Raw genomic sequence first — 17,430 nt, 5'->3', positions numbered from 1 at the left:
TAGTATGATCGTAGATTCAATTAGAAATTTTAAGTATATAATAATTGGTTTTATTTTTACTTTTTTATTAAGTTTCTGTTCTCCACAAGGAGAAGAAGAAACACATCGTATCATATTAAAGACTATATATAAAACACTCTATTTTTTACATCCTAATCCTATTAAAATTAATAATGAATTTTCACAAAAAGTATATAAGCAATATTTTTCAAATTTAGATTTACAAAAACGTTTTTTCTTACAAAAAGACTTAGAAGATATTTCTTTTTATAGAGAAAAACTAGACGAATCTTGGATTCATGGAGATCCCACTTTTTTTAACATTACAATGAAATGTTTTTCTCAAAGAATAAAAGAAGTAGAGAATATCTGTTCTAAGATTTTAAAAAAACCTTTCAATTTTCATAAAAGAGAAGTATATATTCCTGGAGAACAGAAAATTTCTTATCCTAAAAATAAAAAAGAATGGATAGAAGAATGGAGAAAATATCTAAAATATTTGACTTTGATAGAAATCGTTTCTCCAGAAAATCCACAAGGAAATATTTGGAAATCCCTCAAAAAAAATATCAGATGGATGAACCAAGAAAAAGAAGCAAGAAAAAAGGTAGAGGAATATATGCAAGAATATTTTAGAAAATTAAAAATGAAAAAAAAAACAGACTGGTTTTCCATGTACGTAAATACTATTACCTCGCAATATGATCCTCATACTAACTATTTTTCTCCTAAAGAAAAGGAAAATTTTGATTTAAATATATCTGGAAAAACAGAAGGAATTGGGGCTGAATTGCAAGATCATAAAGGTTATGCTACCATTGTAAAACTTCTTGTTGATGGACCAGCATGGAAGAGTAAACAAATAGAAGTAGGAGATAAAATTATTAAAGTAGCAAAAGATATAAATTCAGAATCCAAAAATATTATTGGAATGTTATTGGAAAATTCCATTCGTCTTATAAGAGGAAAAAAAGGAAGTAAAGTGAAATTAACAATTCAAAAAAAAGATGGGTCTATAAAAGAAGTCATCCTCATTCGGGATATTATTGAAAAAAAAGAAATTTTTGCAAGAAGTGTCACAATATTGGATAATGAGAATAAGTATGGGTTGATATTCTTACCAGAATTTTATTTTAATCCTGAAAATAAAAACGGAAGAAATGCGGCTCAAGATATGAAAAAGATTATTCAAGAGCTAAAAAAGGAAAAAATAAAAGGTTTGATTATAGATATCAGAAATAATGGAGGAGGATCATTAGAAACAGTTATAGAAATTGCTGGTTTCTTTTTGGGAAAAGTCCCTATAGTACAAGTAGGTCTTTCTTCTGGAAGAAAGAAAATACTAAAAAATAAAAATAATGAACTCCTTTGGAAAGGGCCCCTTGTTATTTTAGTTAATGAACTATCAGCATCCGCTTCAGAAATTCTTGCTGCGTCTATAGCCGATTATAAAAGAGGAATTATTGTTGGGAGCTATCAAACATATGGAAAGGGAACCGTTCAAACCTTTTATCCCTTAAATAGATTTCTTTTTTCTAAAAAAGAATTGGGGGCCTTAAAATTCACTATGAATAAATTTTATCGTGTCAATGGGAGTTCTACTCAATTAAAGGGTGTAAATCCAGATATAGTTATTCCAAATAATATTTCTTGCTTAGTTAGAGGGATGGAAAAGGATCAACCAAATTCTATGATGTGGGATCGGACTGATTCTATTTCTTACCAACTCTGGAAAGGAAAAATAGATTTGGAAAAAATAAAATTGAAAAGTATTAATCGTTTGAAAAAATATCAGGATATGATGACCATATATCAAACCATACAATTATTAGAAAAAAATTTTTTGAATAAAAAATATATTCCTCTAAATTGGAAAGATTTTTGGGATGAAAATTTAAAAATGCAAAAAATAAATGCAAATTTTCAAGCATTAAAGAATTACTTGAATGTATATGAATTACGAGCTTTTCCTCCTTCTTACCAAATTATTTCAAAACTTGACCAAGAATGGAAAAAAAATTTATTGAACGATTTTCATATAGAAGAATGTGTAAATATTTTACGAGATTTTAATGAAAATCCATTGTCTGACTAACTTTTTCAACATCTGCGATTTCGTCTTTTTCTTTTAGGTTAATTAACCTTACCCCTTGGGTATCCCTTCCCATCACTCGTATATCCGATACAGAAATACGAATAATTATTCCGGATTTTTTAATGATCATTAGATCATCTTGATTCGTGACATGTTTTATAGAAATTAAACTACCTGTTTTTTGAGTGATATTTATTGTTTTGATTCCTTTTCCTCCACGATTGGTTATCCGATAATCTTTTAGATTAGTTCTTTTCCCAAATCCTTTTTCCGAAACAACTAATAAATATCCTTTTTCCTGTCCTTCTACACATATCATTCCAATTACAGTATCCTCTGAAATGGATAAATTAATTCCTCTTACTCCAGAAGAATTTCTTCCAGTAGCACGAACTTTTTTTTCTGAAAAACGAATTATTTTTCCACTTTTTACAGCAATAAAAACATGACTGTTTCCCTTAGTTAAGATAGCTTCTAGTAAAGAATCTCCTTTACGAATCACAATAGCATTAATTCCATCTTTCCTAGGGCGTGAATAGTTTTCTAAAGAAGTTTTTTTAATAATTCCTTTTTGAGTAACCATCATCACGTAATGATTTTGTACATATTTTTTATTTGTCAAATCTCCAGTTAATATGTAAGCATTTACTTTATCATCTGGTTGCAAGTGAATCATATTTTGGATAGCCCTTCCTTTAGATATTTTTGATCCCTCTGGAATTTCATAAACTCTTAACCAAAAACATTTCCCTTTTTCTGTAAAAAAAAGCAAATATTGATGATTGGTAGCTATGAGAAGATGTTTGAAAAAATCAGACTCTCTAGCAGAAGCCCCCCGATTTCCTATCCCTCCCCTTCCTTGACGTTTGTATTCGGATAAAGAAGTTCTTTTAATATATCCTGCATGAGAAATAGTAAGAACTACCTGTTCATCTTCAATAAGATCTTCTATGTGCACTTCATTTCCCAAGTAATCTATTTGCGTTCTTCGTTTATCTTGATATTTATCTTGAATATCCAAAAGTTCTTTTTTGATAATTTGCATTCGTATAGAATGTTGTATTAACACATTTTTTAAGTATGCTATCTTTTTGACTAATTCTTCATATTCTTTTTTTATTTTCTTTAACTCCAAAGAAGTCAAATTTTGTAAACGCATATCTAAAATAGATCTAGATTGATTTTCAGATAGCTTAAACATTTTGATGAGTCTATTACAAGCCTCATGATGATCTTTGGATTCTTTGATCAATTCAATCATTTTATCTAAATGATCTAATATCGTTAGAAAACCTGTCAAAGTATGAATACGATCTTGACATTTTTTCAATTCGTACTTAGTACGACGAATAATAACATCCTGTCGATGGTCCACAAAATGTTGGATAAGATCTTTAATATTTAGTTGAACAGGCTTTCCTTTAACTAAAGCAATGTTATTTACATTAAAATAAGTTTGCAAAGAGGTATATTTGAATAAATTATTCAATAATATATGAGGATTCGTATTCTGTTTAAGCAGATATACTATACGTAACCCATTTCTATCAGATTCATCCCGAATCTGATAAATTCCCTCCATTTTCCCTTCTCTCATTAATTCTACAGTCCTAGTGATCATTTCTGCTTTATTTACTTGATAGGGAATTTCGTCCACAATAATACATTGTCTTCCCTGAATTTCTTCCAAATGAACTTTGGCACGTAAGACGATACGTCCTCTTCCAGTATAAAAAGCTTTCTTCACCCCCTCATATCCATAAATGATTCCACCCGTAGGAAAATCCGGAGCTTTAATATATTCCATTATCTGTTCTATAGATATTTGATCGTTTTCAATATAAGCGAAAATAGCTTTTATAGTTTCTTTTAAATTATGAGGAGGAATGTTGGTAGCCATCCCCACAGCAATTCCAGAAGATCCATTAATCAAAAGATTCGGAATTCTTGTAGGTAAAACTGTAGGTTCTTCTATAGAATCATCAAAATTTAGTTGCATATCCACTGTTTCTTTTTTGATGTCCAATAACATCTCTTCAGACATTTTTTTCATTCTCACTTCTGTATAACGCATTGCAGCAGGTGGATCTGCATCTAATGAACCAAAATTTCCTTGTCCATCTATCAATGGATAACGAAGAGTCCATTTTTGCGCCATCCGAACCATTGTCTCATAAACAGAAATGTCTCCATGTGGATGATACTTTCCCAATACTTCTCCAACAATACGAGCTGATTTTTTATAAGGATTATTAGAAAAAATTCCTAATTGGTACATTCCATATAAGACTCTCCTATGTACAGGTTTTAAACCATCTCTAGCATCAGGAAGAGCTCTGGATACAATAACAGACATAGAGTAATCTATGTAAGATGATTTCATTTCATCTTCAATATTAATAGGAATTAATTTTTCTCCTTCATTCATTTTATAAACATTATGGTATTTATCAGGATAAAGTACATATTTTTCTTAGATTTGTAAAAAACTTTCTTTGATTAAGGAATAAGGGACTTGACAATTATACGAACAAGTTCCTATTTTTTTTAATAAGGAAAATTGAATTTGATTTCTATCGTTTTTTTTATCATGTTCCATGATGGAGAATATTTTATTCATTTCTAAATCTGATATATTTTTTATAGGATATAATTCAGAAAGAATGGATTTTATTTCTTGATAACTATTCATAGACAATCCATTTACTTTATATGACAACCATGATTCAGAGACCATCCCCATAGCTATAGCTACACCATGTATAAGTTTTCCTTTTTTATAATTCATAAAATAGCTTTCCAAAGCATGACCAATAGTGTGTCCAAAATTCAGAATTTTTCTTAATCCTTTTTCTTTAGGGTCTTTCTCCACGATTTTATTTTTTATTAATATGGATTTATGGATTAAATTTACCCATTGAGAATAAGATTTTCTATGATCATCCATGGTAGAGGTTTTCATATCCATCCAAAATTTTTCATCTGCAATCAATCCATGTTTAAACATTTCAGCTTTTCCTGAAATAAATTCCTTTTCAGGAAGAGTTTTTAAAAAATGAGGATCAATAATTAAAAATTCTGGAGAGTAAAAAGAACCTATTTCATTTTTAATGGATTCTAAATTAACTCCTGTTTTATATCCTATAGATGCATCAACCATTCCTAATAACGTGGTAGGGATATTAATAAAACGAACTCCTCTTTTAAATACAGATGCTACAAATCCACCTATATCTGTAATTACTCCTCCTCCTAAATTAATAATTAAACTATTTCTATTAGCTTTAAAATTCTCTAGATTTTTCCATATTTGAATGCAGGTATAAATATTTTTTTCCTTTTCTCCTGGTTGAATTTGAATTATCTTAGATTTTTCTAAAAATTTTGCATGAGAAAGAAGGAGAGGAAGACAATGAATATTGGTATAATGATCTACTAAAATAAATGTATTTCTTATGGATTCTACCTGATTAAGTAGATAATTTCCCAATATCTTATAGCCTTCCTTATCAAAATAAAGAATTTTTCTCTTATCAGACAACATACGTGTGTTTTTTTACAAATTAATCAATAAAATAAAATATTTTGGATAACCAAAAAATTAAAAAGAGGAAAAAAACTATTATGAAAAATATATTTGGTCCCCATCCTAAAATATTAATAAATTTGAACAAATACTCCATAAAGATCCAATTGATAGTAAAAATAAATATTTTAGATCTATATTTTGAGAATATTCCTAATAAAAAACGGAAATATTTAACTTTGTTTTTCTTGAAATAAAATCATATTCGTTATTGAAAATGTCAGATATTTGGGATTTTTTTCAGCATTTTTTCAATCCTAGATGGATTTTTTTCTATTTTGAAAATACCGCTTTATTTATTCTTTTGGCAATTGTTTTTGCAGAGACTGGTTTTTTTATTGGTTTTTTTTTACCAGGAGATTCTTTATTATTTACTGCCGGAATTTTCGGAAAAGATTTATGCAAAAATTTTTATAATGTTCCATTTTTTGTAATTATTTTAATTGTAGCAGTAGTAGCTATTCTTGGGAATATGCAAGGGTATTGGTTGGGATATAAATCCGGAAATTTATTATATAAAAAAAAAGATACCTTTCTTTTTAAGAAAAAACATCTTCTTATAGCCAAATTGTTTTATAACAAATATAAAACAACAGCACTTATTATGAGCCGTTTTCTTCCAATGCTTCGAACTTTTGCTCCCATTGTTGCCGGGGCAATTCGTGTCGATTTTAAAAAATTTATGATCTATAATATTATAGGAGCACTAGCTTGGACTTTTTCTATCATGTTAGCTGGACACTATCTAGACAAAAGGTTTCCAGAACTTAAAAACCACTTGGAATGGATTGTTTTACTCATTGTTTTAATGACAACATTTCCTGTCCTTCTGAAACTTCGAATAAGCAAAAAGAAAAAAGTTCTCATCTAAATTTAAAAATTCATTCTTTTTCTTTTGAAAAAGAAAAATTCCTGTAGAAGATTCTTACATTGATTTTTCATTATTCCAGATAAAAATTTTGTTCTAGGATGCAATTTAATTCCCGTATATAAAAAACCTCTTTTATAATTTAGCGTTCCACATACTACTCTTCCTATTTGAGAAAAAAACAAAGCTCCAGCACACATAATACAAGGTTCCATAGTCACATATAAAGTACATTCTTGTATATATTTCTTTCCTAGATAATCAGAAGCTAAGTTTATGACTAACATTTCTGCATGTGCAGTAATATCACTTAAAGTTTCAGTTAAATTATGTGCTCTAGCTATAATTCCATTTTCATATGTTATTGCAGCTCCTATAGGGACTTCATCTTTATGAAAAGCTATTAAAGCCTCTTCTAGAGCTATTTTCATAAAATAACGATCGTTCACTTGATTATTTTATTTATTTCTTAATTTTTTTATCTTCTTTAGATTTAAGGTCTTTTTTTTCGTCTTGAGAGCTTTTCACAACCTCATCAGTAGAAATAATACGAGAAGTTTTTACTCTGGCTACCAGAGTATTTAAAGGATGTAAAATATTATATTCCTTTTTCAGTAGATCTTTCACCGTTATTCTATCTCCTATGTCTAAAGATTGAACATCCAATTTGATATATTTTGGAAAAGAAGAAGGAAAAGCTTTTACTTTTAATTTTCTAATCGGAGAATAATATTCTCCCCCTTTGGAAACTCCAATAGGTCTTCCAAAAGTTTTTATAGGAATTTCCAATATCATCGGTTTACAATCTTCTATTTTGCAAAAATCAGCATGCAAAATTTTTTCACTAATAGGATCAAATTGAATCTCTTTTTTAACTGCTTTTATGTTTTTCTCTTCTCCTTCTATTTGAATAGAAACCCAATACAATTCTGGTGTATATACCAACTTTTTAAAAGTTTCTAAGGAAGTAGAAAATGGAATATTGATATCTTTTCCATATAAAATACAAGGGACTTCTCCGGAAAGTCGAATGGTTTCAATAAACTTTTTCCCTATATTTCTTTTTTTCCCGGATATATTTATATATTGCATAAAAATCAAATTATAAATTTATTACTAATGGATTCGTCATTATGAATCGATTGCATCACTTCTGCGAAAAGAGGAGCGCAAGATAATACTTTTATTTTTTCATTATTTTTCTTGAGAGGAATGGTATCCGTGACGACTAATTCTTCAAGAGAGGATTTTATTATTCTTTCATATGAATTCCCTGACAAAACGGGATGAGTAGCTATAGCACGTACACTTTTAGCTCCTTGTTTTTTAATTAGACTAGCTGCTTCTGTTAAAGTTCCTGCTGTATCTACCATATCATCTAGGAGAATGATATTTTTTTCTTTGACATTTCCAATAAGATTCATAAATTCTATTTCATTTGCCTTCTTTCTTTCTTTATAGCAGATCACCACATCTGTTCCTAAATATCCTGCATAACTTCTAGCTCTTTTTGCTCCTCCCATATCTGGAGAAGCTATGGTTAGTTGATCAAGGTTCAATTTTTTGATATAATCAATAAATATTCTAGATGCATATAAATGATCTACAGGAATATCAAAAAAACCTTGAATCTGATCTGCATGTAAATCCATAGTCATTACTCTATTAGCTCCTGACGCTACCATTAAATTAGCTATAAGTTTTGCGGCAATAGGAGTCCTTGGTTTATCCTTATGATCTTGTCTTCCCCATCCAAAGTATGGAATAACAAGTGTAATGTTATGAGCGGATGCCCTTCGTGCTGCATCACACATTAAAAGTAATTCCATCAAATTATCCACTGGAGGAAAAGTTGATCCAATCAAAAATACTCGTGATCCACGAACAGACTGTTCAAAAAAAGGGGAATATTCTCCATCACTAAATTCCAAAAAACGGACTTTTCCTAAAAAATTTCCATAATGATAAGCTATATTTTCTGATAGTTTTAATCCACTTCTTGTAGAAAAAAAGAGTACCTTTTGATTCATATATTATGTTTTTTTTATGCAAAAATACTCAAGAAATAACTTTAGTTATGGAACAATATTTAGATCTCTTAAAAAATGTCTTAAAAAATGGAATAAAAAAAATGGATCGTACTGGGATAGGAACAAAAAGTTTATTTGGATCTCAAATGAGATTTAATTTAAAAAAAGGATTTCCTCTTTTAACTACCAAGAAATTAAGCATACGTTCTATTATTTATGAGTTATTATGGTTTTTGAAAGGATATACAAATATCCAGTATCTAAAAGAAAATAAAGTATCTATATGGAATGAATGGGCTAATGAAAACGGAGATCTAGGTCCAATATATGGATTACAATGGCGGAAATGGCCTGCTTATGATGGTCATTTTATTGATCAAATCACTAATCTTATAAAAGAAATAAAATCAAATCCTCATTCACGACGTTTGATTGTTTCTTCTTGGAATGTAGGAATGATTCAAGAAATGAGATTACCTCCCTGCCATTTACTTTTTCAATTTTATGTTTCCGAAAAAAAACAATTGTCTTTACAATTATATCAAAGAAGTGCAGATATTTTTCTTGGATTACCTTTTAATATTGCTTCTTATGCTTTATTACTTACCATGGTAGCTAAAACACTCAATTTTATAGCCAAAGAATTCATTCATACTATAGGAGATGCTCATATATATAATAACCATATAGAACAAGTGAAACTTCAAATACAACGTCCCCCTAAACCCTTACCAAAAATTCTTTTAAATCCCTCTGTAAAAAATGTATTGGATTTTTCTTTCGAAGATTTTAAATTAATCAATTACAATCCTCATCCCCATATAAAAGGAGACGTAGCTGTTTAATTTCTAACTTTGTAATTAGTCCTATCTATTAATTAACCAATTTTGAAACATATCGTAATTGTTGGACATCGATATTTTTTTTTCACTTTTTTCTGAATTCAAAAAAACTTCTAATTTTTTAGGAATAAGAATTTCTTCTCGCAAAGAATATGGCATATGATCTAAAAATTTAATAGGATGAGCTGTTTCTAAAAAAACAGCTGTAGCTAAAGGATCTTTAACTTCTTGTAGGTATTGTCTAAGTCCTAAATAACCAATAGCTCCATGGGGATCTAGCATATATTTATGTTCTTGCCATACCATTTCTATAATGGCTAAAGTTTCTTCATCTGTAAATTGATAAGAGGACAATTTTTTTCGTAATTTCACTATGCTTTCTTTATATAAATGCCATATTCGAGAAAAATTACTCGGATGGGATATGTCCATGGCATTTGATATCGTTTTTTTTACTGGAAGAGGATGATATTTTTCCGTTTTTAAAAATCTAGGAATGGTGTCATTAATATTTGTGGAGGCTATAAAATACTTAATAGGCAATCCCATTTTTTCAGCCATCATTCCCGCACAAATATTTCCAAAATTTCCACTTGGAACTGAAAAAATCAATTTTCTATTTTCTTCTATTATTTGTCTATAAGCTAAAAAATAATAAAACATTTGAGGAAGCCATCTTGCTATGTTAATAGAATTAGCAGAAGTTAGTAGATATTTATCTCGTATTTTCTTGTCTAAGAAAGCTTTTTTAACCATGGATTGACAATCATCAAAATTCCCCTTTATTTCTATAGCTAGTATATTCCCCCCTAAACAAGTCATTTGCTTTTCCTGTAATAAGCTTACCCCTTTATAGGGATATAATATAATAACTTCTATTCCAGAAACATTATGAAATCCTTTGGCAACAGCCCCTCCAGTATCTCCAGAAGTGGCTACTAAAACAGTAACTAATTTTCCTATTTTTTTGTAAAAATGACTTAAACATCCGGCCATGAATTTAGCCCCTACGTCTTTAAAGGCTAAAGTAGGCCCATGAAAAAGCTCTAACACGTATATATTGTCGTGAATTCTTTGTAATGGAAAAGGAAAATTCAAAGTTTTCTGAATAATGCGGAAGATAGATTCTTCAGAAATAGATTCTCCTATATATGGTTGGATAATCTCCATAGCAATAGTGGATATATCATATTTTTGGAGATTTTCCATGAATTTACGTTTTAGAATAGGAATATTTTTCGGAAAATATAACCCTCCATCTGTTGCTAAACCTCTTAAAACGGCCTTTTCAAAAGAAACTAGATTTTTATGATCTTCTAAACTGTAATATAACATAAAAGAAAAATTTTTTTTTTGAATGGATTGGATTCTTAAAGGATTTCAGAAACCTTTACTCCTTGTTGATTAATAGGAGAAGTATAAGTTTTATAATCTACTTTTAATGGAGAATAAACACGATTCATCACTTCAGTAACTTTTTTTGCGATATCATTTCCTTTACTTAACATAAATACAGAAGGACCTGATCCAGATATCCCTCCACCTAAAGCTCCTATTTCTTTACATCTTATTTTTAATTCGTAAAATGCAGGAATCAGCATAGCACGTATGGGTTCAACAATAAAATCTTCTAGAGATCTACTAATGAGTTCATAATTTTCTTGATATAATCCTGCTACTAATGCACCTATATTTCCCCATTGTCGGATAGCATCTGTCATTAATATTTTTTGTTTTAGTATTTCTCTAGCGTCCGAAGTTTTTATTTCAATTTGTGGATGAATTATGCTTACCCATAATTCATTTGGAGAATGCAATTTAGTAATGTCTAAGGGTTGATAACTTCTTACTAAGGTGACTCCTCCCATAATAGCAGGAGCTACATTATCCGCATGAGCAGTTCCACTGGCTATACGTTCTCCTTCCATAGCAAAACGGATCAGTTGCATCCTATTAAACGGGTTTCCTAGTAATATATTAGCTCCATATACCACCCCAGCAGCACTAGCAGCACTAGAGCCTATCCCACTTCCTGGATGTATATTTTTAATTAATTCTATTTCAAAACCTATTTTTTTCTCTTTATAAAATCTTTGTTTTTGCTGATATTTTTTTAACAAAGCTTGTAAAGCCACAAAAGCTACATTTTTTTTTGGATCATTAGGTAATGTGGTTCCATCTATTCGATTAATACGTATTCCAGGATTATTTGACTTGTATAAAATAATTTCATCTACTGGAATATCTAAAGCTAATCCAATAACATCAAAACCGCAAGCTAAATTAGCTACAGTAGCTGGTGACAATATTTTAATCCTATTCATGATTTTTATTTAGTAGCTTTAATAATATCCGAAAATACTCCAGAAGCAGTGACTTCTGCTCCAGCTCCTGCTCCCCTTATAATCAAAGGTTGTTCAGCATAACGAGATGTATTATATAAAACCATATTATCTTTTCCTTCTAGTTGATAAAAAGGATGGCTTTGTTTGACAGATTCTAAACCTACAGAAGCTCTACCATTTTCATAACGAGCAATAAAACGTAGACGTTTTTTTTCTTTTTCTGCTTCTTTTCTAATTTTAAAAAAGTAATCTCTATATTGATGTAATTCTTGATAAAAATTTTCAATAGAAATAACTTTCGAACAACTTTCAGGGAGAAAAGATTTTTGATGGATATCACTAAGTTCTAATGGAGCGCCACATTCTCTTGCTAAAATAAGTATTTTTCGCATGACATCTAATCCGCTAAGATCAATGCGAGGATCTGGTTCCGTGTATCCTTTTAATTGAGCTTCTTTTACAACTTCTAAAAAGGATTTTACTCCTACGAAATGATTAAAAATGAAATTTAAACTTCCAGATAATACAGCTTCTATTTTTTTTATTTTATCTCCACTGTTTATAAGATCGTTAAGAGTGCTAATCACTGGGAGACTGGCTCCTACATTAGTTTCGAATAAAAAGGGAGCTTTAAAATGTCTAGAAAGAGTTTTTAATCTTTTATAATGATCATAATCAGAAGAACAAGCTATTTTGTTACAAGTGATTACTCCAATTCCATTTTGCAAAAATTTTTCATAAGTCATAGCCATTTCTTCACTAGCTGTATTATCGACAAATAAACTATTTCTTAGATTAAATTTCCAGACTTCTTCCATGAAAGAATAGATATTCATCTTCTGACCTTTTTTATTCAGATGATTTTTCCATTGAAATAAATTTATTCCATTATCATCAAAATACATTTTTTTGCTATTAGCTAATCCAATTACTCTTACTTGAAGTTTTAACTCTTCAAGCAAGTAATTTTGTTGTTGATCAATTTGTTCAAGTAATTTACTTCCAACTTTACCTACTCCACAAATGAAAAGATTAATTTGTTTTGGAGGGCTTTCGAAAAAAGCTTCATGCAAGGTATTCAAAGCTTTTTTAAAATCAGCTTTTCGAATAACAGCAGATATATTTTTTTCAGTAGATCCTTGTGCAATAGCTCTAACATTAATACTATTTCTCCCTAAGGAAGCAAACATTTTCCCACTAGTTCCATGAAGATTTTTCATATTGTCTCCCACTACGGCAATGATACAAAGGTCTTTTTCTATCGTTAATGGATCAATACGTCTTTGATGGATTTCTTGAGCAAATTCGCTATCTATTACAGCCTTTGCTTTGATGACATCCATTTCATGGATCCCGGTAGTTATAGAATGTTCTGAAGAACTTTGGGTAATAAAAATAACATTTATTTTTTCACGTGACAAAGCTTCAAATAAGCGTTTTGAATAACCTGGAATACCTACCATCCCACTTCCTTCAAGAGTTAGCAAAGCCAAATTCTGAATTCCAGAAATCCCGGTAACTGGTTGACTAATATTAGTACTTTTACTAATATAAATCAAAGTTCCTGGGTCTACAGGAGAAAAAGTATTTTTAATTTGTATAGGAATATGTTTTTTCATAGCTGGTTGTATCGTAGGAGGATAAATAACTTTTGCTCCAAAATGCGATAATTCCATAGCCTCTTCATAAGAAATCTCTTTAATAGGAAAGGCTTGATTCACAATTTTTGGATTTGCCGTCATCATTCCACTCACATCCGTCCATATTTCAAGCAAACTTGCAGATATGGCCGCTGCTAAAATAGCTGCCGTATAATCAGAACCTCCTCTCCCAAGAGTTGTGGTTTCATTTTCTAAAGTAGATCCTATAAAACCTGGTAAAACAATATATTCGGATGTTTTCTCCCTAAAAAATTGAATAATATGGTGATTGCTTGTGATAAAATCTACTTGTGCACATCCAAATTGGGAATCGGTGATAATCAACTCTCTGCTATCTTTGCAAACAGCATCTAAACCAGATTGTTTCAGTTTTTCCGCAATGAGAAAAGAAGAACTTAGTTCTCCAAAACTCATGATTTTATCTAAAGAACGTTTTGAGAGTTCTTCTACCTGAAAAATCCCGTCACATAAACTTTCTAAATCATTGATATTCTTTTTTATCCAACTAATTAAATGACTTTGATAAGTAATTGGAAATAACTCTCTGATAATATTAAGATGACGAATTTCTATTTCTTCTAAAATATTTTTATAAATATTTTTTCTTTCAGAAGCTAATTTTCCACATTGAATTAACTGATCGGTAATATTTCCTAATGCAGATACCACAATAGCATATCTTCCTTTTGGTTTCTTTTCTAATAAAGAACAAATACGTTTTATGGAATCAGAATGAGCCACGGAACTTCCCCCAAATTTTAAAACTTGCATTTTTTAATGAATTATTTATTAAAACAATTTTCCCCTGTTATTTTAAAGATGAAGACAAAAATAATGATAATTTGCAGAGGAGTGTCTTTTTCAGGTTTAAAATATTTCTACAGAAGATTATTTATGCTATCGTTTTTTCATAAAAAATTTTCTTGAATAATTTTCTGTGAATTTGAAAAGTTTTAATTTGGAAAATAAAGCTTTCAGGTTCCTTTTCTATAAAGATACGAATCCTTTTGTGTTTTTTTTATCAAAAGTTTACACGAAAAAAAACATCAATGTGATGAACAATGTTTAATTTTTTTTTCGATAATAATATATTTAAATTTGTAACTGTTATTGCAACGATAAATTGATATGCATTTAACTTCTTATGAAAAGGAAAAAATTATTCTTCACATGGCTGGAGAACTGGCAAAAAAGCGTTTAGAAAGAGGATTGAAATTAAATTATCCTGAGTCTGTGGCTTTAATTACCCATTATGTAATGGAAGGTGCACGTGATGGAAAAACAGTGAAAGAACTTATGTTTGAAGCCGGGAACCTCCTACATTATGATCAAGTGATGGATGGAGTATATGAAATGCTTAATAATGTTCAAGTAGAAGCAACTTTTCCTGATGGAACAAAACTGGTAACCATTCACCATCCTATTAAAAAAAGCATTAAGAAAAATTCCTCCAATAACAATATGATGATTCCAGGACAATATGATCTTCTCAAAGAAGAGATTTCTTTATTACCTGGTAGACCTCGTATAGAAAGAGTAGTATCGAATGTTGGAAATCGTCCCATACAAATAGGGTCTCATTTTCATTTTTATGAAACCAATGCAGCTCTTCATTTTGATAGAAATGGAACTAAAGGATATAGACTAGATATTCCTTCTGGAAGATCTATTCGTTTTGAGCCAGGTGAAACAAAAGAAGTTATTTTGGTAAAAATAGGTGGGAGTCAAAAAATTTATGGCTTTTCCGGAAAAGAGAATACAAAAATATGAATATAAAAAAGTTAGATAGAGAATCTTATGCAAGTATGTATGGTCCGACTAAAGGGGATAAAGTCCGTTTGGGAGATACCTCTTTATGGATTGAAATTGAGAAAGATTACACTATTTATGGTGATGAGTGTGTTTTCGGAGGAGGTAAAGTTATTCGAGATGGAATGGGACAACATCCATTTGCTACTAGAAACGAAGGAGTTCTGGATTTAGTTTTAACCAATGCTATTATCATTGATCATTGGGGAATTATAAAAGCAGATCTTGGAATCAAGAATGGAATCATTGTTGGGATAGGAAAAGCAGGAAATCCATATTTTATGGATGGGGTAACTTCAAATATGTATATTGGTGCGGGAACTGAAGTTATTTCTTCAGAAAACCTGATTGTTACGGCTGGTAGTGTAGATAGTCATGTTCATTATATTTGTCCTCAATTATTTGAAGTCGCATTAGAAAATGGAACGACAACCATTATTGGTGGAGGATCAGGTCCTGCTACAGGAACTATAGCTACTAATTGTACTTCTGGAGTTTGGAATATTCAAAGAATGTTAAAAAGTACAGATCACGTTCCGATAAATTTTATTTTTCTTGCGAGTGGAAATAGTTCTCATCCTGAAGCTTTAATCGAACAGATAAAGGCTGGTGCCGGTGGATTAAAAATTCATGAAGATTGGGGAAGTACTCCATATGTGATAGATCAATGTTTAAATGTCTCGGAAAAAATGGATGTACAAGTAAATATTCATACAGATTCCTTAAATGAATCGGGTTATATAGAAGATACTTTAAAAACATTTAAAAATAGAACTATTCATACCTATCACACAGAAGGAGCAGGAGGGGGACATTCTCCTGATTTATTAAAAGTGATATCTCATACAAATATTTTACCGTCATCTACAAGTCCTACTATGCCTTATACCAACAATACTCTTGATGAACATTTAGATATGTTAATGATATGTCATCATTTAGATTCCAATCTTCCGGAAGACATCGCTTTTGCTAAATCACGTATTAGATCTGAAACAATTAGTGCAGAAGGAGTATTACATGACATAGGAGCTATCAGTATGACTAGTTCAGATTCTCAAGCTATGGGAAGAATTGGAGAAGTCGTAAAACGTACTTGGCAAACAGCAGATAAAATGAAAAAAGAACGAGGATCTCTAAAGAATGATTCTCATCAAAATGATAATTTTAGAGTCAAGAGATATATTTCTAAATATACCATAAATCCTGCTATCACTCATGGAATTTCAGAATATGTTGGATCTATTTCTATTGGAAAAATGGCAGATTTGGTCTTATGGAAACCCTCTTTTTTTGGAGTGAAACCTGAATTAGTTATAAAAAGTGGCATGGTTGCGTACGCGAGTATGGGAGATCCTAATGCCACTATTCCTACCCCACAACCATTTATGTATCGTAAAATGTTTGGTTATTTTGAACCAAAATTGAGCAGTATTTTTGTTTCATTACATGCTATCAACGATGGTTTTTTAGAAACAAATGAAATAAAAAAGAAAATTAAGATAGTCAAAGGATGTCGTTCTTTATCCAAAAAAGACATGATATTAAATAGAGAAACTCCAAATTTGGAGGTAGATCCAAAAAACTATAGCGTTTATATAGAAGGAAAAAAAATAACATCCAAACCATCGGATTTTTTACCGCTTTCTCAACGATATTTCTTATTCTAACGAAGATGAGAATAAAAGTAGTACCCAGAGCGGGATTCGAACCCGCATGATGTAAAATCATTGGATTTTGAATCCAACGCGTCTACCTATTTCGCCATCTGGGTTTCGTGATCATTTAAAGGATCTACTATGATTTTAGATTTTCTAAAAAAATTTAATCCATCATTTTTTATGGCATATTTATGATCATATAAATATACTACTCTTTTAATTTTAGATTGATAAATCAATTTGCTACATTCTTTGCATGGAAAATGTGTAATGTATAAAAAAGCGCCTTTACAAGAATACGAAGAAGTAGACATTTTTAAAATAGCATTCGCTTCTGCATGTAAAACATACCATTTGGTTTCTCCATTTTTATCTTCACATATATTATCAAATCCACTTGGAGTCCCGTTGTATCCATCGGATATGATCCGGTTATTTTTGACTATAATAGCTCCTACTTTTTTTTTTTACAATAAGATAATTTTGACCATTCTATAGCTAGACTCATGTAAGTTCTATCAAGAAATTTCATA

Annotated in this window: 13 protein-coding genes, 1 tRNA gene and 1 pseudogene; 5 read left to right on the top strand and 10 right to left on the bottom strand. The window is 30.2% G+C overall.

Annotated elements, in window-relative coordinates:
- Window positions 1-4: 4 nt before the first annotated feature.
- Complete coding sequence (locus tag BPLAN_RS00745; RefSeq protein WP_012821305.1) at window positions 5-2,095, top strand: carboxy terminal-processing peptidase; 2,091 nt, start codon at window positions 5-7, stop codon at window positions 2,093-2,095.
- Here BPLAN_RS00745 and gyrA read toward each other — a convergent pair.
- Both gyrA and aroB read right to left on the bottom strand, forming a co-directional pair.
- Window positions 2,070-4,523, bottom strand: coding sequence for a DNA gyrase subunit A (gene gyrA, locus BPLAN_RS00740; protein ID WP_012821304.1), 2,454 nt, complete (start codon window positions 4,521-4,523; stop codon window positions 2,070-2,072). The two genes, BPLAN_RS00745 and gyrA, sit on opposite strands and share 26 nt — an antisense overlap.
- Window positions 4,524-4,568: 45 nt before the next feature.
- Window positions 4,569-5,639 (bottom strand): 3-dehydroquinate synthase, encoded by a 1,071-nt coding sequence (gene aroB / locus BPLAN_RS00735; RefSeq protein WP_012821303.1) that lies wholly within the window; start codon window positions 5,637-5,639, stop codon window positions 4,569-4,571.
- Between the two features lie 259 nt (window positions 5,640-5,898).
- On the opposite strand from aroB, the gene BPLAN_RS00730 reads away from it, so the two are divergent.
- Window positions 5,899-6,552 (top strand): DedA family protein, encoded by a 654-nt coding sequence (locus tag BPLAN_RS00730; protein ID WP_012821302.1) that lies wholly within the window; start codon window positions 5,899-5,901, stop codon window positions 6,550-6,552.
- A 2-nt stretch (window positions 6,553-6,554) separates the two neighbouring features.
- Here BPLAN_RS00730 and BPLAN_RS00725 read toward each other — a convergent pair whose 3' ends face one another.
- Genes BPLAN_RS00725 through BPLAN_RS00715 form a run of 3 tightly spaced genes read right to left on the bottom strand, consistent with a single transcriptional unit; the run spans window position 6,555 to window position 8,579 of the window.
- Entirely contained in the window at window positions 6,555-6,980 is a 426-nt protein-coding gene (locus BPLAN_RS00725) for a nucleoside deaminase (protein WP_012821301.1), read from the bottom strand.
- A 31-nt stretch (window positions 6,981-7,011) separates the two neighbouring features.
- Window positions 7,012-7,641 (bottom strand): 50S ribosomal protein L25, encoded by a 630-nt coding sequence (locus BPLAN_RS00720; RefSeq protein WP_012821300.1) that lies wholly within the window; start codon window positions 7,639-7,641, stop codon window positions 7,012-7,014.
- A gap of 5 nt (window positions 7,642-7,646) precedes the next feature.
- Window positions 7,647-8,579: a ribose-phosphate pyrophosphokinase gene (locus BPLAN_RS00715; RefSeq protein WP_012821299.1), complete on the bottom strand. Its 933-nt coding sequence runs from the start codon at window positions 8,577-8,579 to the stop codon at window positions 7,647-7,649.
- A gap of 47 nt (window positions 8,580-8,626) precedes the next feature.
- Here BPLAN_RS00715 and BPLAN_RS00710 point away from each other — a divergent pair, with 47 nt between their 5' ends.
- The gene (locus BPLAN_RS00710) at window positions 8,627-9,424 is read left to right on the top strand and encodes a thymidylate synthase (RefSeq protein ID WP_041178300.1); all 798 of its coding nucleotides are present in this window, start codon (window positions 8,627-8,629) and stop codon (window positions 9,422-9,424) included.
- 21 nt (window positions 9,425-9,445) lie between these two features.
- Here BPLAN_RS00710 and thrC read toward each other — a convergent pair whose 3' ends face one another.
- From thrC to thrA, 3 genes are read right to left on the bottom strand one after another with little or no spacing between them, the layout of a single operon-like run.
- Complete coding sequence (gene thrC / locus BPLAN_RS00705; RefSeq protein ID WP_012821297.1) at window positions 9,446-10,756, bottom strand: threonine synthase; 1,311 nt, start codon at window positions 10,754-10,756, stop codon at window positions 9,446-9,448.
- A 35-nt stretch (window positions 10,757-10,791) separates the two neighbouring features.
- On the bottom strand, window positions 10,792-11,745 hold the full coding sequence (locus BPLAN_RS00700) for a homoserine kinase (protein WP_012821296.1): 954 nt from the start codon (window positions 11,743-11,745) through the stop codon (window positions 10,792-10,794).
- A 5-nt stretch (window positions 11,746-11,750) separates the two neighbouring features.
- Entirely contained in the window at window positions 11,751-14,198 is a 2,448-nt protein-coding gene (gene thrA / locus BPLAN_RS00695) for a bifunctional aspartate kinase/homoserine dehydrogenase I (protein ID WP_012821295.1), read from the bottom strand.
- Between the two features lie 357 nt (window positions 14,199-14,555).
- Between thrA and BPLAN_RS00690 the strand changes: the two genes are divergently transcribed.
- Both BPLAN_RS00690 and ureC read left to right on the top strand, forming a co-directional pair.
- Window positions 14,556-15,197, top strand: coding sequence for an urease subunit gamma (locus BPLAN_RS00690; RefSeq protein WP_012821294.1), 642 nt, complete (start codon window positions 14,556-14,558; stop codon window positions 15,195-15,197).
- Window positions 15,194-16,906, top strand: a complete 1,713-nt coding sequence (gene ureC / locus BPLAN_RS00685; RefSeq protein ID WP_012821293.1) for an urease subunit alpha — start codon at window positions 15,194-15,196, stop codon at window positions 16,904-16,906. The genes BPLAN_RS00690 and ureC overlap by 4 nt, the downstream gene beginning before the upstream one ends.
- A 21-nt stretch (window positions 16,907-16,927) precedes the next feature.
- Here ureC and BPLAN_RS00680 read toward each other — a convergent pair.
- Both BPLAN_RS00680 and BPLAN_RS00675 read right to left on the bottom strand, forming a co-directional pair.
- A tRNA-Leu gene (locus tag BPLAN_RS00680) sits at window positions 16,928-17,010 on the bottom strand.
- Window positions 16,993-17,429, bottom strand: a pseudogene (locus tag BPLAN_RS00675) (cytidine/deoxycytidylate deaminase family protein). The gene BPLAN_RS00680 and the pseudogene BPLAN_RS00675 overlap by 18 nt, the downstream one beginning before the upstream one ends.
- Window position 17,430: the final 1 nt, after the last annotated feature.

It is taken from the genome of Blattabacterium sp. (Periplaneta americana) str. BPLAN (assembly GCF_000093165.1).
In the GTDB taxonomy this organism is placed as follows: Bacteria; Bacteroidota; Bacteroidia; order Flavobacteriales; family Blattabacteriaceae; genus Blattabacterium.
The sequence above is the reverse complement of the archived record's forward strand: the minus strand, read 5'-3'. Positions and strand labels throughout refer to the sequence as shown.